This window comes from Kangiella sp. TOML190 (genome assembly GCF_023706045.1).
GTDB lineage: Bacteria > Pseudomonadota > Gammaproteobacteria > Enterobacterales > Kangiellaceae > Kangiella.
Genome location: NZ_BQYL01000001.1, coordinates 765,200 through 783,910 on the forward strand (window position 1 = coordinate 765,200; position 18,711 = coordinate 783,910).

Sequence of the window (18,711 nt, forward strand, 5' to 3'; positions counted from 1 at the left end):
ATAAAAGTACCGGCTTTATGATCTAATCTGTTGGGTAATGATAGCTTTTCTGAAATAATGTCTTATTCAACTTTATTATTAGCAACCTTATGTCAATGGAAGAACTCTTTAAAAATCATATAGCTACCATCAGTGATCGGTACTTTCAAGCGATGGAAAAGCACGGCTTTGATCACCTCTTGATCCCCGCAGGTTCATTGCATGGGGTTTTTCTTGACGATAATAAGTACCCTTTCAAGGCTAACTTCCACTTCAACAGCTTTGTGCCACTGACGCAGATCCACGACAGCTGCCTGATGTTAACGCCCGGTAAAAAACCGCTGCTGTGTTATTACCAGCCGGTGGACTTTTGGCACCTAGTTGCAGGCGATCCAGCCGGTTTTTGGGTCGAGCATTTCGACATTAAGATGATGCGGCAAAAAGACGAGGTGCGCGCAGTTATGCCCTCAACTGGTAATATCGCTTTTATAGGTGAAATGGGCGCCCCTTACCAAGATGATGATTTTGATGCCATTAATCCGCTCGGCCTGATCCATGAAATCAATTGGCATCGAGCGCGCAAAACTGCTTATGAAGTCGAATGTGCCTCGCGTGCCAACCAAATGGCGGCGGCAGGACATTTGGCGGCCAAAGAAATGTTTTATAACCAAGGCTCTGAACTCGAGATCCATCTGGCCTACCAATTAGCCACAGGCCAAAACGAAAGCGAGCTACCCTATGGCTCGATTGTGGCGCTCAACCAAAACGCCTCGATTTTGCATTATGTAAACTATGAAGCACAAGCGCCGCAAGAGCATCGCACTTTCTTAATCGACGCCGGCGCGCGTTACAATGGTTATGCCTCTGACGTTACCCGAACCTACGCCTATCAGCAGAATCAATTCGCTGAATTGATAACCGACTTGGATCGGATCCAACAAGCGATTAATCAGAAGGTTAAACCAGGGCATTCTTACGTTGATCTGCATATTGATTACCATTTAGACGTTGCTAAGTTACTGAATAAACATGACATTTGTGACATGAGCCCAGAGTCTCAACTCGAAACTGGAATCACCAGTGGCTTCTTTCCACACGGTCTAGGCCATCAAATTGGTTTGCAGGTGCACGATGTAGGCGGCCATCAAGCCAACATTGAAGGGGATACCGCGCCACCGCCAGCGGAACACCCGTTTCTCAGGAACACTCGCCCAATGGAAGCTGGCCAGATTTTAACCATTGAACCCGGTCTGTATTTTATTGATTCCCTGCTAGCGGATCTTAAGGCTAGCGAACATGGCAATAGCATTAACTGGAACACCATCGCTGAATTGATGCCCTATGGCGGCATTCGTATTGAAGACGATGTTTTGGTCACCGCCACCGGCCATCGCAACCTAACCCGAGAGCACCTGCCCGACTGACTTTTAGCGTTAGATACGACTCATGGCTAAAATGCATTATTCGGTACCCAATCAAAGCTTGCGTGCCGAATCCCCTTTTCAGGTTGAAGAAGTGATCAAAGGCAGCCGCTTCATTACTCGCGTGATCTTTTCGCCTGAGGTGACCGATGCCAAAGCCTTTATTAAACAACTAAACCAAACTGAACCCGAGGCCACCCATCACTGCTGGGCTTATATTGTAGGCAACCCCAACAGCACCACCTTAATGGCTTGCTCGGATGATGGCGAGCCTAGCGGAACCGCTGGAATGCCAATGCTCAATGTGCTCAAGTATGGTGACATTGGCGATATTACTGCGGTGGTAACGCGCTATTATGGCGGCACCAAATTGGGCACTGGTGGCTTAGCGCGCGCTTATGGCGGCGGCGTCAAGCTGGCTTTAGAAACGCTGCCCATCCAGCAACGTATTTTTACCGAACAGCTTCAACTGAGCTGCGCCTACGATTTGCAAAATCAAATCGATTATCTGTTAAAGGAACACCAGGCTACCATTAACCAAATTGATTATTCCGAATCGGTTGATTTTCAGGTGGAAGTGCCTCAAGATCAGCTACAAATTTTATTGGCGGCTTTTCAGGCTTACCAAAATAAAAACCAACTCGAGGTAGTACATGTATCCGGCAATTAAACACTTACACATGACGCTGGCCATGATCAGCATTCTTGGCTTTATGCTTCGCGCGGTTTGGTTGTTTAGCCAAAGCTCGCTCTTACACAAAAAGCCAGTGAAAATTTTACCGCACATTATTGATACCCTCTTGTTAGCAAGCGGTATTACTTTGATGGTTATCACCACTCAATACCCCGCTATACTAAACTGGGTAACGCTTAAGCTGGTCTTTATCGTCTGTTATATTGTGTTTGGAATTTTGACCTTTAAGGCGCAAGCTAAAAACAAACAAATTCTGTTCTTCTTATTAGCCATTGGCACCGTATTTGCCGTATTGCATTTAGCATTCGGCAAACCCGTTTATTAAAGGTAGTATTCATTATGATTGATTCAAAAACCATTGATGACTTGGCCAAAAAATTATCCGAACTCGTTCCCGATGCTTTAAAAAATGCCGGCGATGATCTGGGTAAACAGTTTAAACAGGCCTTACAATCCGGCTTAGCTAAAATGGATCTGGTCACGCGAGAAGAGTTTGACGCTCAAACCAAAGTGCTCGAGCGTACTCGTGAAAAATTAGAGCAACTGGAAAAACTAGTGCAACAATTGGAAAAAGAAAGCACATAATTCTGGTGCTTTTTCGCTTAACGCTTTTTAACCCATTCTAAGAAATCTCTAGCCATCATCGGTCTGGCAATAAAGTAACCTTGGATATAATTAACGCCGAAACTTTCGAGTATTTTTTTATCTTCAAGTGTTTCAACCCCTTCGGCTATCAATTCAAAGCCTAAAGCTTTGGCCAGCGAACAAGTATGCTTCACGATAGCCAGATCACGTTCAGAGCTGCTTATTGATTGTATAAACTGTCGATCTAATTTAATCGCAGAAACGTCCATCTTACTTAAGTGTGATAAGTTACTGTGACCAGTTCCAAAATCATCAATATGCGTTTTAAGGCCAATAGTTTTTAATTGATTAATTACTTGGTTAATTTTTCTTATATTAGAAATTGCTGCGGTTTCTGTTAATTCAAAGCAAATCAGGTCAGCATTTTTCATCAACCTTTGATTCGCTTTAAGCAAATTGACCCAATCTTTTCGCTCAAAATCCTTAACGGAAACATTGATCGATACCTTGATCTTTAAGCCTAGTCCTTGCCAGTAATCAATATCCCTAAGAACTTGGCTAATAACCCATTCCGTGAGTTTAAAAATAAATTCGGTATCCTCAATGATTGGAATAAATTCTGACGGAGATATGCTTTCGGTTTTTTTATTATTCCAACGCACCAAGGCTTCAACCCCATAAAATCGACCGCTGCGACAAGTAACTTTGGGTTGATATACCAAAAAGAAATCGCCACGGGCCAACGCTTTCGGGAAATCGTAAATCAGCTTTAATCTACGGCGAATTTTATCTTCACCAGCCTTGCTATAAATCGCTAAGTTGCCATAACTCTTACGGGCATCTTCCATCGCAGTGATCGCCATCCGCACTAGTTTGGTAGGATTAACCTCGCGATTTTCCACAAAAGCTAAACCAATTTTAGGTTTGTTAATCACGCTGCCAAAATCAAAGTCAAAAACTTTAGATAAACTTACATGGATCCTTTTTTCTAACTTCATTGCTTCTTGTTGATCGAGTCCAGCAACCACACACAAAACCCTATCCAAACCAAAAAAAAAACATGACTCTTATGGTGCGGCAGAACCTTTTCTATAGCTCTAACGCCTTGTTGCAAAATAGAAAAAAACTTTTTCTCTCCGAAAGAAATGACCAGCTCTGAAACCCTTGCGCTACCAAACAGCTCTATCGAAAAAGCTGAAACAGACTCTTTTCTGATCTGTGCAAAATGATTAATGGTACTGGTTGCGATTGATGCCAGCGGCAATAGATTAATCGGATCTTTATGCTCTTTTGAAATACGCAGTTCAATATAAGAGGTGACGATATCCGCCATATCCTTTAGGTATCGCGCATCTTCTTTCGAAAAATTATAATAGGGTTCATCATAAACAAAACATAAAGTACCAATAATCACTCCGGAGGTAAGGATCAGTGGAGCACCAGCATAAAATCGCGCGTAAGGATCGCTCTTAACAATTGGGCAGTTGATAAATCGCTCGTCGTCTTTGGCATCTTCAACCACTAACACATCATCTGACAAAATGGCTACTGTGCAAAAAGTATTTGCACGGGGCACCTGTTCAACGTCAGAGCCGAAACTCGACTTGAAAAACAAGCGGTCTTTATCAACGATTGAAACTAAAGAAATGCTAGCATTAAATTTTTGAGCTACAGATCGAGTGATCTTGTCATAGAAAGGTTCTGGCGAGCTATCAAGAATACCTAAGCCGCCAAGCATGCCCAAACGGTTAGCTTCATCCTCATACTTTTCAATATGGTAACTCGCTAACCCCATAAAAACCTTACTTTATAAATTCGCTATCTCTCTATAATAGACCTTTTTAGCGCATAGTTGAAATAAATTCATTAGCTTCACTAATCGACTTATTCATTTCTGCAATCAAATTACCCACGTTCGACTCAATAGTTGATAACTCACCTTTTAAAGAAGCTATCGCTCTAGCATTCAGATTATGTTTTAAAAACAAAACTTGATCGTTAAATACTGTTAACACGGGTTGGATCGAACTTTCTGCTTTGCGCATGGCGCTGATTAAACCCGAATATTGACGACGAGTTTCATAAAGCTGCTTTTGACTTTTGCGTTTAAAATCAGCATTGGAATATTGCTCAAGCTCTTCGCGCCATTCGTCGAACAGCTTTTCTGCCACATACTCAACACTATCGATTCGTTCGCTCACATCTTCCGCTGCTTCTTTACTCGCATCGTATTGATCGCTTAACCGATTATAGGTTTTTTCAAGCTCGCCACCATCGAATTTGACAACGCTTTGGAACTCTTGCAAAGCATTTTCGAATTGCTCTTTGGCATCCAATTGGGCATCACGCGCTTTTTCGATTCTGCCAACCAAGACGTCGCGTTTTTCATAGCCCAGCTGCTCTAGGGCGCCTAGCTTTACTGTTTCACAGCCAGTTAAAGTTACCATCAGCAAACAGGCAATCAGTAGGTTTTTCATCATAAATCCTTATCCGTTTTTTGCCTATTATAAAGTTTGTTAGTGGCTAAACAAATTTCTGTGCCAAATTTTACAGCCTTTTACGCTTTTCTGTCGCTCCAGTCTTGCCTTTTTCTTAGCTTAAGCTACCCTAGTTAATATTTTACAGAGCACTAGGACATCCCATGCTGTTAATTGGTGGCAATCCCGAAAAACAACATATCCAACTTAACCCCAAAATGGCTAATCGCCACGGCTTAATAGCTGGCGCAACCGGTACTGGTAAAACCGTTACCCTGCAAGTGCTAGCCGAAGGCTTTTCCAAAATGGGCGTTCCGGTATTCACCGCCGACGTTAAAGGTGATTTATCAGGCGTTGCCGCTAAGGCCAAAGCACATCCAAAAATTGCTGAACGAATTGAAAAAATTGGGATCACCGATTACCAAGCAGATACAAATCCGGTTATTTTTTGGGACGTTTTCGGAAAGCATGGTCATCCTGTTAGAACCACCATTTCCGAAATGGGCCCGATCCTTTTAGCCAATTTATTAGAACTGAACGATACCCAGGAAGGTGTTTTGCATATCGCTTTTGATATCGCTGACGAACAAGGGTTATTGCTACTTGATATCAAAGATCTTCGCTCCATGTTGAACTGGGTTGCCGATAATCGCAAAGACATTGTCCGCGAATATGGCAATGTCTCACCACAATCCGTTGCGGCCATTGTGCGTAAATTGCTAGTGCTAGAAAATGCCGGCGGCGATCAATTTTTCGGTGAACCAGCTTTAAACATCCGCGATATGATGCGTATCGATCACAGTGGTAAGGGATTAATTAACATCCTTCACTCTAAAGAGCTTATGCTTAATCCGCGAATATATGCCACTTTTTTGTTATGGATGCTCTCTGAGTTATTTGAAGAACTGGATGAAGTAGGCGATCCTGACAAACCGCGATTGGTATTCTTTTTTGATGAAGCTCATTTGCTATTTGACAACGCGCCCAAGGCGCTACTGGATCGTATTGAACAGGTTGTCCGACTGATCCGCTCTAAAGGCGTTGGCGTCTTTTTTATTACCCAGCACCCTACGGACATTCCGGAAGATGTGCTTGGCCAATTGAGCAATCGTATTCAACACGCCCTACGCGCCTTTACTCCTAAAGATTTCAAAGCGGTTAAAACTGCTGCTGAAACTTTTCGACCCAATCCTAAGCTTAATGAAGAAGAATTAATTACCACTCTTGGCGTCGGCGAAGCTTTGGTCTCGGTTCTTGACGAAAAAGGACGGCCATCGATCGTTGAACAAACTTTAATATGCCCCCCAGAATCACAAATCGGTCCACTAACTGCAAGTGGGCGAAAAAAAGTTGCTCAATCCTCTCCTGTCGCTGGGCTCTATGATAAAGCTGTCGATCGCGAATCTGCTTACGAAATTTTGCTGGAGAGAGAACAGGAGCTACAAAAACGCCAAGAGCGTGAAATGGCGGAAGCCAAAAAACTTCGCGAAGCGGAAACCAAAGCTAAGGCTGCGGCTAAGAAAAAGCGCAGTGGATCTCGTCGCCAGTCTAACTCGGAAGCTTTTATGAAAACCTTGATCCGAACTGTCAGCTCCGGCCTTGGTCGTAAACTAGTCCGCGGGATCTTGGGCGGTTTACTTGGCAGCAAATAAGGCGAAACCCAAGACACAGACAATAAAAAAGGAGCATTAAGCTCCTTTTTAAATTTATAACGTTTAACTTTTGCTTAAAATAACATTAGTCTTTTAATACAAAAGTTATTTTTAAGGAAACACGGAAACCAACTACTTCACCGTCTTCAATCACTGCTTGTTGATCCTTAACCCAGGCTGCCTTAACATTGTCTAAGGTTTTGTTGGCGCGCTTGACCCCTTTGACTATCGCATCTTCAAAACTTTTCTTCGATTCTGAAATAATTTCCGTTACGCGTGCTACTGACATTTTTAGTTCCTCTTTTTCATAAATAACAGAACAATTTATATTACTCTTTTCCCTCTTGAGCGCAAGTTTGAAACTTTAATATTTGTAAAATTGTTGATTTCATTCAACTTTTTATGGTTCTATTAACCACTCTCACTAAAAATACAACTTTATGTTTCAGGCAACCGATCATCCATTTAGGGTTCCTTTTGACGGCTCTTTTTCCTTAGCTCAATCGCCCACTTCCGTTACCAGTTCGTTAAACGATAAAGCTTTAAAAAAGCAATTAAAGCGTGACCAAAAAGATCTCGATGACCTGCAACGTTTACTCTATGCCCACGATCAGTTTTCTTTACTACTAGTATTTCAAGCGATGGATGCTGCCGGCAAAGACTCAACCATTCGCGCGGTGCTTAAAGGTATCGATCCTGCTGGCTGCCAAGTTTTTAGTTTTAAACAACCGTCTAAACAAGAGTTAGATCATGACTTTTTATGGCGAACCGCTAAATGTCTTCCAGAGCGGGGACGTATTGGCGTTTTTAATCGCAGTTATTACGAAGAAGTTTTGGTGGTCAAAGTTCACCCGCAATTTTTACAGTCGCAACGCTTACCCTTTATACCCGATCTGAATCATCATGAACTTATGGATCAATTTTGGGATCAGCGTTATCAGTCTATTCTCGATCACGAGAAGCACTTGGCCCTTAATGGCACTTTGGTATTGAAATTTTTCTTAAACGTTTCACAACAAGAACAACACCTCCGCTTTCTTTCGCGTATTGAAAGTGTTGAAAAAAATTGGAAATTTTCTGATAGTGACTTAAAAGAAAGTGCCCTCTGGCAGCAGTATCAAGCAGCTTATCAAACAGCTCTTAATAAAACCTCAAAACCTTGGGCACCTTGGTATGCGATTCCTGCTGATAATAAAGCCATTATGCGCACCATGGTTTGCAGCATTATTCGAGACAACTTACAGCAATTGAATATGCAGTACCCCAAATTAAATCCTGAAGATAGCAACAAACTTGATCACTACAAGCAACAGCTTAATCTTTAATTTCGAGTTGAAAATCTTCTGACGGTAAGCCTTTGAAGCAACGCGGAATGACCGGCCACTTGCGTGTTAAGAAATAGCCATAAGTACCTTGCGGAAATTCTGGTGTTTTCACAAAGATGCCATTACATTCGTCTAAGTCACCCGAATCTTTAACAAACTCATAGTCCTCAAGGTAGCTGCCGTCATAAACGCCAGCGCCTTCTCGGCGCTTACCCTTACGCAGTTGATAACTGGAGCGGAATTCCGTAACCCGCTTTTGCTGACGATAACTTTGATCATAGCCATAAAGCGCATAAATTGGGAAGCCATCTCTCGCCCAACCAATTAGTGGCGAATGACTTGCGCTATTCCATCCAATTTGCGCTAACCAATCCCTGGGCAAACCGTGGTAATGATAAGCACCATTGCGATCTGGATGGCCAAAATTGTCATCTAAACCAAACCGCTGCGGCTGATTTAGCACCTCCAAGTTTTGCGTTTTATCTTCCGTTATGGCGGCAAAAGGAATACCGTTTTTAGCAATTCCGAAGGCATAACCGTGCAAAGGGCGAATGCCATATTGCTCCTGCGGATAAGCCGTGATTTTATAAAAGTAATATTGTTTTTTGATTGGATAAGGAAGCGCCGAGTTAGGAAAACTGCCCGTTGCATGATTGGGCAGACCATTGCCTTTAATTTTGCGATGATCGCCATTAATTTTCATGTGATGAACAAATGGCTGTTCGCTCTTTGGTTTGCTCTCTTTTGGCAGAATAATCTTAACCCGCGCCTCAATGGTAAAAGAGCCCATTAAGGCGAAAGCTAACCCGAACCTGCAAAAGGGGTAGTTGAATTTTTTTTTAAATATCCTTTTTTTCACTTAAGCAATTCCTAACTCACTTACTCGATTCATCCTTTAATTTTAATCAAACAGCCTTGGCTTGGCGAGAAATACGCTTCTCTAAAAAAACCAAGCCAAGTTACTTATCTTGTAATTTATCACTAATCGATCAGACGTCGAGGTTAGCCACTGATAAAGCATTCGATTCAATAAAATCTCGGCGCGGCTCTACCTGATCACCCATTAAGGTGGTAAACAACTGATCGGCACCAACCGCATCTTCAATCGTTACCTGCAACATACGGCGGGTTTCCGGATCCATGGTGGTTTCCCATAATTGATCCGGATTCATCTCACCCAAACCTTTGTAGCGCTGGATGTGCTGGCCACGACGGGCTTCGCTCATCAACCAATCGAGCGCTTGACGGAAACTGGAAACCTCTTGGATTTTCTCGCCTCGCTTAACGTAAGCACCTTCTTGCAGCAACTCTGAAAGCTCTTCACCCAGCTCGGTAATTTTACGGTAGTCTCCAGAAGCAAAGAATTCTGACGAAAGTAAGTAATCACTTTCAACCCCGTGATGGTGCATCACGATATGCGGCAAATAATGATCTAACTCATTATCTTTACGCAGGTTTAACTCATAACGTACCGCACCAGAGCGATTATCCGTGTTTAGCAACTCTGCCAATTTATCGGTCCAGGCTTGTACCTTTGCTTCCTCCGTTAATGCTTCACTGGTCAGCTTTTCATGATAAATCAGCTGATCCAAAATTTTCTGCGGGTATAAACGCGAAAGCCGGCGAATAGTATGTTTTACCTCACGATAATCGTTCACCAGCTTTTCTAAACCAGGCCCAGAGATGGCTGGAGACTCTTTATTGATATATAGCTCGGAGTTAGTAAGTGCTAACTGCGTTAAATACTGCTCTAATGCCTCATCATCCTTTAAATATTGCTCCTGTTTACCTTTTTTGATCTTATACAAAGGTGGCTGAGCAATATACACATAGCCGCGCTCGATAAGCTCTGGCACTTGGCGATAGAAGAAGGTCAGCAATAGGGTACGAATGTGCGCACCATCCACATCGGCATCGGTCATGATAATAATGCGATGATAACGAGTCTTATCCGGATCAAACTCTTCGCGGCCAATACCGCAGCCCAGAGCTGTAATTAAAGTACCAACTTCTTGCGAGGACAGCATCTTATCAAAACGGGCTTTTTCAACGTTTAAGATCTTACCCTTAAGCGGCAAGATGGCCTGATTTTTACGATCGCGACCCTGTTTGGCTGAGCCACCCGCAGAATCACCCTCCACAATGTAAAGCTCTGATAAAGCAGGATCTTTTTCCTGACAATCGGCCAATTTACCCGGCAAACCGGCGATATCGAGCGCACCCTTACGGCGGGTCATCTCACGCGCTTTACGCGCTGCTTCGCGCGCTCTGGAAGCGTCAATCATCTTGTTGATAACTGTCTTAGCATCCTGTGGATTTTCTAACAAAAAATCCTTCAGATGTTCGCCCATAGCTTGTTCAACCGCAGTTTTTACCTCGCTGGAAACCAGCTTATCCTTGGTTTGCGAGCTAAACTTTGGATCCGGCACTTTAACCGAAACCACTGCCGCCAACCCTTCTCGCGCATCATCACCAGTAGTGCTAACCTTGCCCTTTTTATTGTAGCCTTCGGCTTCCATAAAGTTATTTAAACTGCGAGTCAGCGCACCTTTGAAACCCGCTAAGTGAGTACCACCGTCACGCTGCGGAATATTATTGGTAAAACAATAAATATTTTCTTGGAAAGAGTCATTCCACTGCATCGAGACTTCTACCGTGATGCCATCTTCACGCTCTTGGGTAAAATGGAACACCTTTTCATGGATCGGCGTTTTCTTTTCATTGATGTAAGCCACGAAAGCACTGATCCCGCCGTCGTATTTGAAGTGCTCTTTTTCACCACTACGCTCATCAATCAGATGAATACTAACTCCTGAATTCAAAAAAGACAGCTCACGCAAGCGCTTGGCTAGAATATCGTAATGGAATTGGATATTGGTGAAAGTTTCAGCGCTGGGTTTAAAGCGCACCTCGGTACCGCTGGTTTTAGCATCGCCGACCACCTTTAGTGGCTCTTGCGGCTCGCCATGCACATAAATCTGCTCATGGCGCTTACCTTCGCGACGAATGGTTAATTTCAGCTCTTCGGAAAGCGCGTTAACTACCGAAACCCCAACCCCATGCAAACCGCCGGAAACCTTATAAGAATTGTCATCAAACTTACCGCCAGCATGCAGCACCGTTAGAATAACCTCTGCCGCCGAACGACCTTCTTCTTCATGGATTTCAGTAGGAATTCCGCGGCCATTATCCTTAACCGATACGGATTCATCGGTATGAATGGTGACGTAAATTTCCGAGCAATAACCCGCTAGCGCCTCATCGATGGAGTTATCCACCACTTCAAACACCATATGGTGTAAGCCGGTACCATCGTCGGTATCACCGATATACATACCTGGACGCTTGCGCACCGCATCCAAACCTTTAAGAACTTTAATACTGGAGGAGTCGTAATTAGTCTCTTCTGACATTGTCTATTCCTGTTATCATCACTGGCTGAGTGGGTTCAGCAGCTTTCATCACTTATAATTTACTTGGTGTAAGGCCTTTGCCCAAATACACTGCTTGTAGGCGTTTTACGCCACCTTTTCTTCCGTTATCACGCCATGTTCCACGTGAAACAATTTAACTCTATTATACCCTTTTATGAGCCTTTTTAGGGGATCTAAATGCACCGATGTTATAAATATTTGCTGGTTTTTAGGTTGCTTTGCTAAAAAATCCAATAGCACCTTTTGGTGATCAATATCCAACTCCGCCCCAATATCGTCCAGTAGGAAAATCGGACAGCGCTTTGTCAGCTGTTGCATCAACTGGACCTGAGCCAACTTCAACGCAATAGTGACTAACTTTTGTTGGCCGCGCGACAGTTGATCCGCTGCAGCTTGTCCATCGACCAGTATTTTTAAATCAGCTTTTTGAATACTCGAATGGGTAAACCCTGTTTTTACATCCAATGCAAACTGGCGGAGCAAGACTTGTTCGAGACTCTCTCCGCTCTTCCAACCCGAATACAAATTAAGCTCGGTTGTAATGCTCGGCAAAAAAGCCGCCAATAATTGTTGGAAAATTGGCTCTATTGCTTTTATATACTCTTGGCGCTTAGTATCGATTTCAAGGGATACTGGGATCAATTGCTGATCCCAAGGCGATAACTGCTGATAACGCGTCACTTGCTTTAAAGCCTGATTTCGCTGCTGCAATATTTTTAAGGCTTTTTGCCATAACGATAAAAACGAATGTTCCACGTGGAACACTCCCCAGTCGAGTAACTTTCGTCGACCACTAGGGCCTTTACTAAGCAGTTCGTATTGCTCGGGCGCTAAAATTTGCATCGGCAAGGTCTTACTTAAATTGCTTAGCTTGGTAACTTTATCTCCATTAAGTTTTATTTGGATATCGCCATTGCGTTGTCGAATAAGGCCTATTTTTTGACTGTGTGGCTGATCGGTTCGGAATTGAGCAAACACATTGAATGAATCCATTCCTTCTTGGATAACCTTGGCATGGCGTGCGGTACGAAAGGAGCGACCATTGCCTAGAGTGTAGATAGCTTCTAATAAACTGCTTTTTCCAGCACCGTTGCTGCCATAAAAGATATTCAGCTGTTGGGATAATTCAAGCTGACAGCTGCGGATGTTACGCAGCTGCCCGATTTTCAGTTGTTGGATCTGCATGATCCTTAGGGTAAATAGAGAAGCAAGAAAGGGTTCAAAATGGTTGGATGCTATTATTAAAGTCGCATCGGCATTACCACGTAAAGGCTTTCGCCACCATCCACCTCTTCAATCAAGCTAGAAGAGTTGGCATCAATAAACGTCATTTTTACTTGCGGGGTTTTAATGGTGTTCATCACGTCAATCATGTAGCCAACGTTAAAACCAATTTCCAGATCCGTGCCTTGATAATCCACGCTGAACTCCACTTCCGCTTCTTCTTGCTCAGGATTGTTAGCATGTAATCGCACCTGATCGTTAGAAAGCATAAACCTAACACCGCGGAACTTTTCATTACACAAGATCGAAGCGCGCGATAAAGAATCTTTGATCAGCTCGCGATCCACCATCACGACCTTGTCACCGTTTCTTGGTAACACCTTGTTGTATTCTGGGAAACGACCATCCACCAATTTGGAAGTGAAACTGTAATCGGAATTCGTCACTTTAATGTGGTTCGAGCCTAACGCAATCGATACCAATTCGTCGGAATGATCCAACAAACGCGCCAGCTCCATCACTCCTTTGCGCGGAATTATCGCACTGACCTTATCTTCGGCATCCACTTCCGCCGGTTCGCGCGACAGTGCCAAGCGATGGCCGTCGGTAGCTACAGTGGTCAGTTGATTATTATCAAACTCGAACAGCATGCCGTTTAAATAATACCGCACGTCTTGTTGCGCCATGGCAAATTGAGTTTTTTCTATCAAGCCTTTCAATAGGGTTTGCTGCAATTGCAGATTAACCAAGCTGGCGGTTTCTTCTACGTTGGGGAATTCAGTGGCCGGCATAGTGGATAAACTGAAACGGCTGGAAGGGGTTTTCAATGTTAAGCGCGACTCGCCCATGTTCAACTGGATCAGTTCCTCGCTAGCAAAGCTTTTGACAATATCCAATAATTTGCGCGCGGGTACGGTGATTTCACCTGGCTCGAAATCGCCTTCTAACATCACTTCGGTTTTTAACTCCAACTCTAGATCGGTTGCAGTTAGTGATAACTTACTATCATCAACAACCAATAAAACATTGGATAAAATTGGAAGTGTCTGCCTTTTTTCAACCGCCCCACTGATCAACTGTAATGGATTTAAAAGTTGCTCACGATGAATACTAAAGCGCATAAAATCACCTTATCAGCCAATTCGCCTTGGCCTTTATTGTTAACTGGATAATGTTCTTAATAAATTCGAAAAATCTTCTTCAATATCGTTGCTTTCGCCTTTTAGCTCGTTAATTTTACGGCAGGCATGTAAAACCGTCGTGTGATCACGCCCACCAAAGGCTTCGCCAATTTCCGGCAAACTGTGGTTGGTCAAATGCTTGGCTAATGCCATCGCCATTTGCCGTGGTCGTGCGATCGAACGACTGCGTCTTTGAGATAATAGATCAGAAACCTTGATCTTGTAATAGCTAGCAACGGTTTTTTGAATATTTTCAATGGAAATCATCTTATCTTGCGCCGCGATCAGATCTTTTAGCGCATCTTTAACGAAATCTAAGGTAATGGCGCGACCAGTAAACTGCGCGTTGGCAATCACCCTTTTCAAGGCTCCTTCGAGCTCTCGCACATTCGAGCGGATCCGCTTAGCGATAAAGAAGGCCACTTCGTGCGGCAATTCAATATTGGAAGCAGCAGCCTTGCTCATCAAAATAGCTACTCGAGTTTCCAGCTCCGGCGGTTCGATGGCAACCGTTAACCCCCAACCAAAACGCGATTTGAGTCGCTCTTCTAACCCTTCGACTTCTTTCGGATAGCGATCGCAAGTCATGATCACCTGTTTATTGTTCTCGATCAGGGTATTAAAGGTATGAAAAAATTCTTCTTGGGTACGCCCTTTGTTGGCGAAAAATTGAATGTCATCGATCAACAAGGCATCCAAAGAGCGGTAAAAGTTTTTAAACTTCTCCATGGTATTGGTTTGCAAGGCCTTAACCATGTTGGCCATAAAACGCTCCGAATGCAGGTAAACAATCTTAGCGTCAGGCTTTTGCTCCAAAATCAAATTACCAATCGAGTGCATCAAGTGGGTTTTACCCAAACCAACGCCACCGTAAATAAACAAAGGGTTATAAACCGTACCGGGATTTTCCACCACCTGCTGCGCTGCTGCGCGGGCCAGCTGGTTGGATTTACCCTCAACAAACTTGGTAAAAATAAACTTAGGATTCAAGTTATTGTGCTGAAACAGGTTTTGACTCTGATGATTCGTTTTCGCGGCGGCAGGAGCTGGGTTGGATTTGTTAACCGTTGCTGGTTTGTTGTTATTCACCGGGCTGGAGCCAACTTGCAACGAGACTTGCTTGTTCTGGCTGGCCGGATGGTTTGATACCATCTCATTGATTTTATTGAGGTATTGTTGCCTAATCCAATCCACAAAAAAAGGATTGGGGGCAAATAAACTAACCTCGGAATCAGACTCTTCTACCCGCAAAGGCTTGATCCAAGTATTAAATTCGTTGACGGACAATTCCGACTGCAGCTGCTGCAGACAGGTTCGCCAAGTCGTATGTGAAGTATTCATGCGTTACTGCTTTGTTCTTGTAGCTATTGTTATGCTTGTCATTGCCTATGTCGCTAAGAGCTTTTGTATCTGTTAGCCCCGCTTTTGCCAATCCCTTTTCGATCTCAACAGGAACAGAATCGATAGTAGGGTACACAGTGTAGATCGCTTCTAAAAAAGAATCCACAAGGATCGACAAAAAACTGCATATTTTTACCCTAATGACAATTTTTGCTCTAATAGTGTAAAACGCTGTAAAAAACAGCAATCACAATTTAACTGGCCTATTAGGATAAGTTTGTGGTTATAAAATGTATATAAATGATGCTATTCTGTGGATATATAGCCAAAAGCAAGCAAAAACCCACTTATCCATTTTTTGGACACAGGGATAAAGACAAGCTAACAACAAGCTTATCAATGCTATAACCTCCTGTTTTAAAAAATAAAAAAGCGGTTACCCACAGCAAAGTAGAGCACTAATAATAATAAAAAGATCTTTTAAAGATCATATATTTATTATAAGCCTTGGATAAGCAAAAAAGCTGGCAAATGGAGCTAAAAGTGACCCTAATAACCTTTTTGAGTTTATTTTGCTTGTTTCAGGTGAAAATACAAACTTTTAACGAAAAAGACAAAGAAATGCCATTTAATCAGTTATCCACAAGTCACTGTTTTCAGCAATCGATCCACAAGATCTAGTGTTATCCAGAAACATTGTTACTAGATAGTCCGATCTTCAAAAATAGGCGTTCTATCCAGTCAAAAAAATAGGGGTAAAAGGCCTTAAAATAAACGGTTTTAGGGCTTGCGCCTGACCAGGATTTACTATAGAATTTCGCGTCCTTGTGAAATAGGCCTGTTAAGCAGATATTGCTAGCAACCTAGTTATTAACAAATTTTAGAGTTAAGTGGGTTATCCCGATGAAAAGAACATTTCAACCAAGCAACATTAAGCGTAAACGTACTCACGGTTTCCGCGCTCGTATGGCTACCAAAAACGGCCGTGCTATTTTAAATCGTCGTCGTGCTAAAGGTCGTAAGCGTTTAAGCGCCTAAGCTTAAACCCACAACCTTGAAGAGCATTGTTTTGCAGTGAGTGATCCGCAGCTTGAACCCAACAAGAGGTTTACGGCTACCCAACGATTACTCACCGCTAAACAATATAAGCAAGTATTTACTAACCCAGTAAAAGCCACCAGTAAAGACTTCACCTTGCTCGCCTGTTCCAATTCCTGTAATCACCCGCGACTTGGGTTAATCGTTGCCAAGAAAAATGTACGCTTTGCGGTTGATCGCAATCGGCTTAAGCGTTTGGTGCGAGAAAGCTTTCGTCATCAGCAAAGTCTGTTACCAGCGATCGATTGCGTGATCTTGGCGCGTCGTGGTAGTAGTGAACGATCGAATCAGGTATTATTCGGGCAGCTCGAAGCTTTGTGGGAAAAAATCGCCAAACGATGCGCTGGCTCTTGATCAAATTGGTACGGCTTTATCAGCTGACCTTAAGTCCTTTTATCGGCAATCAATGCCGTTTTGCGCCGACTTGTTCGAATTATTCCATCGAAGCTCTGGAAAAACACGGGGCAGTAAAAGGTAGCTGGTTAACGCTAAAACGCCTTGGGCGTTGTCATCCGGGTTGTGAGGGTGGTTGCGATCCGGTACCTGAAGTGAATTCTGAGCCAAAGAAGCTCCAATCCTAAGACCATAGACAATCATTGATACTTAAATAAAGAGAACACAAATGTTGGAATCTAAACGCGGTTTTTTATTTCTAGCTTTCGCCATCTTAAGTTTTTTGCTGTACCAAGCCTGGCAAAAAGATTATGGGCCAAAACCGGAACTAACACCGGTTACGAGCGAGCAAGGTTTGGTTGGCAAAAGCAGCAATACCGATGCTGAAAATCTAATTACCGTGACCACGGATAGATTGATACTAAAGATTGACACTTTAGGTGGCGATTTGGTGTACGCCGAAACGCTGGATTACGATCTGCGTTTAAACCAGCCGCAACCTAAAGTGGTGTTGCTGGATTATCGAGAGCGAACTTACCTTGCTAAAAGTGCTTTATTAGGCACTGGTGCGCCGGATAACCAATTGCCAAGAGCTAATTACCGAGCCGATAAAACGTCTTATCAGCTGGCTGAAGGTCAAGATGAAGTTATAGTGCCTTTGCGCTGGCAAAACGCTGAAGGGGTTAGCTTTATCAAAACCTTCACCTTTAAACGTGACAGCTACTTGGTTGGGTTGGATTATCAGATCAATAACCAATCTAACAACGATCGCACTTTCAACTTTATTGCCGAATTAGTACGCGATCAAAAAGAAACGGGCCTTGAGGATAAAGGCGCTTTTGGTATGAAGCCTTTTCTTGGGGTTGCTTATTCGCCTGAAGGTGAAGTATACGAAAAGCGTGATTACGAAGATCTGATGGATGAGCCGATCAAGGCAACGCGCCAAGGCGGCTGGATTGGTTACATTCAGCATTATTTCGTTGCTGCTTGGATCCCTGAGCAAGATAGAACCATTAATTTGAGTGCCAAAGCGTCACAAGTGGCGGAAGGTGATTTTGAGTCTAAGGTACAGTTTGTCCAACCTTCGATTAGTGTTCCGGCCAATAGCCAACAGCAAATCAAAGCGTCCTTATACGTCGGTCCTAAATTGCTTGAACAACTCGAAGCGGCAGCGCCTGGTCTAAATAAAACCATGGATTTATCTTGGGTTTGGTGGATTGGCATTCCGCTGTATAAGTTGCTCAACTTTTTTTATGGCTTTTTAGCCAATTGGGGCTTAGCGATTATTATGGTAACAGTGGTGGTTAAGACACTGCTCTATCCTTTGTCGAAAAAGCAATACAAATCAGCCCATGCGATGCGTAAATTGCAACCGAAAATGCAGCGTCTAAAAGAGCGCTATGGTGAAGACAAGCAGCGTATGCAGCAAGAAATGATGAAGATGTATAAAGACGAAGGGGCCAACCCTTTAGGCGGTTGCTTACCAATGTTGCTTCAGTTTCCGATCTTTATCGCCTTGTATTATGTGTTGTTTGAAGCGGTTGAATTACGTCATGCGCCATTCTTTGGTTGGATCCAAGATTTATCGGTAGCCGATCCCTATTTCGTCTTGCCGATTTTAATGGGGGCTAGTATGTATTTGATGCAAAAAATGCAACCGGTTTCGCCTAACATGGATCCGGTGCAACAAAAAATGTTCCAATATTTGCCCGTGATGCTGTCGGTCTTTATGCTGTTTTTCCCCGCAGGTTTGGTGCTCTATTGGTTATGCAACAACTTAATTTCCATTGCCCAACAGCAATACGTAAATAAAAAAATTGAACACCAAGAAGCTTTAGGCAAAAGCGCCTTGACGAAAAACAAAAAATCGACCAAAGCTAAAAAGAAAGGATAAACAGGCAAGCACC

The 18,711-nt window shown here is 43.2% G+C and carries 19 protein-coding genes; 10 read left to right on the top strand and 9 right to left on the bottom strand.

Annotated features, from left to right (window positions below; translation table 11 throughout):
• The first annotated feature begins 89 nt into the window (after positions 1-89).
• From pepQ to NFS34_RS03685, 4 genes are read left to right on the top strand one after another with little or no spacing between them, the layout of a single operon-like run.
• Entirely contained in the window at positions 90-1,403 is a 1,314-nt protein-coding gene (gene pepQ, locus NFS34_RS03670) for a Xaa-Pro dipeptidase (protein ID WP_251358532.1), read from the top strand.
• 22 nt (positions 1,404-1,425) lie between these two features.
• The gene (locus NFS34_RS03675) at positions 1,426-2,070 is read left to right on the top strand and encodes a YigZ family protein (protein ID WP_251358533.1); all 645 of its coding nucleotides are present in this window, start codon (positions 1,426-1,428) and stop codon (positions 2,068-2,070) included.
• A complete protein-coding gene (locus tag NFS34_RS03680) occupies positions 2,054-2,419 on the top strand; it encodes a SirB2 family protein (protein WP_251358534.1) in 366 nt (121 codons plus the stop codon). The genes NFS34_RS03675 and NFS34_RS03680 overlap by 17 nt, the downstream gene beginning before the upstream one ends.
• 14 nt (positions 2,420-2,433) lie before the next feature.
• On the top strand, positions 2,434-2,679 hold the full coding sequence (locus NFS34_RS03685; RefSeq protein WP_251358535.1) for an accessory factor UbiK family protein: 246 nt from the start codon (positions 2,434-2,436) through the stop codon (positions 2,677-2,679).
• A 17-nt stretch (positions 2,680-2,696) separates the two neighbouring features.
• On the opposite strand, the gene NFS34_RS03690 is transcribed toward NFS34_RS03685, so the two are convergent.
• Genes NFS34_RS03690 through NFS34_RS03700 form a run of 3 tightly spaced genes read right to left on the bottom strand, consistent with a single transcriptional unit; the run spans position 2,697 to position 5,156 of the window.
• Positions 2,697-3,677 (bottom strand): EAL domain-containing protein, encoded by a 981-nt coding sequence (locus NFS34_RS03690; RefSeq protein ID WP_251358536.1) that lies wholly within the window; start codon positions 3,675-3,677, stop codon positions 2,697-2,699.
• On the bottom strand, positions 3,674-4,474 hold the full coding sequence (locus tag NFS34_RS03695; RefSeq protein ID WP_251358537.1) for a GAF domain-containing protein: 801 nt from the start codon (positions 4,472-4,474) through the stop codon (positions 3,674-3,676). Before NFS34_RS03695 ends, NFS34_RS03690 begins: the two co-directional genes overlap by 4 nt.
• 46 nt (positions 4,475-4,520) lie before the next feature.
• Complete coding sequence (locus NFS34_RS03700) at positions 4,521-5,156, bottom strand: DUF2959 domain-containing protein (protein WP_251358538.1); 636 nt, start codon at positions 5,154-5,156, stop codon at positions 4,521-4,523.
• Positions 5,157-5,320: 164 nt separating this feature from the next.
• On the opposite strand from NFS34_RS03700, the gene NFS34_RS03705 reads away from it, so the two are divergent.
• Positions 5,321-6,808, top strand: a complete 1,488-nt coding sequence (locus NFS34_RS03705; protein WP_251358539.1) for a helicase HerA-like domain-containing protein — start codon at positions 5,321-5,323, stop codon at positions 6,806-6,808.
• Between the two features lie 85 nt (positions 6,809-6,893).
• On the opposite strand, the gene NFS34_RS03710 is transcribed toward NFS34_RS03705, so the two are convergent.
• On the bottom strand, positions 6,894-7,097 hold the full coding sequence (locus NFS34_RS03710) for a dodecin family protein (protein ID WP_251358540.1): 204 nt from the start codon (positions 7,095-7,097) through the stop codon (positions 6,894-6,896).
• A gap of 151 nt (positions 7,098-7,248) precedes the next feature.
• On the opposite strand from NFS34_RS03710, the gene NFS34_RS03715 reads away from it, so the two are divergent.
• Positions 7,249-8,133 carry a PPK2 family polyphosphate kinase gene (locus tag NFS34_RS03715; protein ID WP_251358541.1) on the top strand — a complete coding sequence of 295 codons (885 nt, stop codon included), beginning with the start codon at positions 7,249-7,251 and terminating at the stop codon, positions 8,131-8,133.
• Here NFS34_RS03715 and NFS34_RS03720 read toward each other — a convergent pair.
• The 5 genes from NFS34_RS03720 to dnaA form a co-directional block, all read right to left on the bottom strand.
• Positions 8,123-8,923, bottom strand: coding sequence for a YHYH protein (locus tag NFS34_RS03720; protein ID WP_251358542.1), 801 nt, complete (start codon positions 8,921-8,923; stop codon positions 8,123-8,125). The genes NFS34_RS03715 and NFS34_RS03720 overlap by 11 nt on opposite strands.
• A gap of 199 nt (positions 8,924-9,122) precedes the next feature.
• Positions 9,123-11,546, bottom strand: a complete 2,424-nt coding sequence (gyrB, locus tag NFS34_RS03725) for a DNA topoisomerase (ATP-hydrolyzing) subunit B (RefSeq protein ID WP_251358543.1) — start codon at positions 11,544-11,546, stop codon at positions 9,123-9,125.
• Between the two features lie 105 nt (positions 11,547-11,651).
• Positions 11,652-12,752, bottom strand: a complete 1,101-nt coding sequence (gene recF, locus NFS34_RS03730) for a DNA replication/repair protein RecF (RefSeq protein WP_251358544.1) — start codon at positions 12,750-12,752, stop codon at positions 11,652-11,654.
• A 56-nt stretch (positions 12,753-12,808) separates the two neighbouring features.
• The gene (gene dnaN, locus NFS34_RS03735) at positions 12,809-13,912 is read right to left on the bottom strand and encodes a DNA polymerase III subunit beta (RefSeq protein ID WP_251358545.1); all 1,104 of its coding nucleotides are present in this window, start codon (positions 13,910-13,912) and stop codon (positions 12,809-12,811) included.
• Positions 13,913-13,951: 39 nt separating this feature from the next.
• A complete protein-coding gene (gene dnaA, locus NFS34_RS03740; RefSeq protein ID WP_251358546.1) occupies positions 13,952-15,313 on the bottom strand; it encodes a chromosomal replication initiator protein DnaA in 1,362 nt (453 codons plus the stop codon).
• A gap of 903 nt (positions 15,314-16,216) precedes the next feature.
• Here dnaA and rpmH point away from each other — a divergent pair.
• The 4 genes from rpmH to yidC are packed head-to-tail and all read left to right on the top strand — an operon-like array spanning position 16,217 to position 18,698.
• A complete protein-coding gene (rpmH, locus tag NFS34_RS03745; protein WP_154246629.1) occupies positions 16,217-16,351 on the top strand; it encodes a 50S ribosomal protein L34 in 135 nt (44 codons plus the stop codon).
• 36 nt (positions 16,352-16,387) lie between these two features.
• The gene (gene rnpA / locus NFS34_RS03750) at positions 16,388-16,765 is read left to right on the top strand and encodes a ribonuclease P protein component (RefSeq protein WP_251358547.1); all 378 of its coding nucleotides are present in this window, start codon (positions 16,388-16,390) and stop codon (positions 16,763-16,765) included.
• The gene (gene yidD / locus NFS34_RS03755) at positions 16,762-16,992 is read left to right on the top strand and encodes a membrane protein insertion efficiency factor YidD (protein ID WP_376707931.1); all 231 of its coding nucleotides are present in this window, start codon (positions 16,762-16,764) and stop codon (positions 16,990-16,992) included. The genes rnpA and yidD overlap by 4 nt, the downstream gene beginning before the upstream one ends.
• A 41-nt stretch (positions 16,993-17,033) precedes the next feature.
• Positions 17,034-18,698, top strand: a complete 1,665-nt coding sequence (gene yidC / locus NFS34_RS03760) for a membrane protein insertase YidC (RefSeq protein WP_251358549.1) — start codon at positions 17,034-17,036, stop codon at positions 18,696-18,698.
• Positions 18,699-18,711 lie beyond the last annotated feature (13 nt).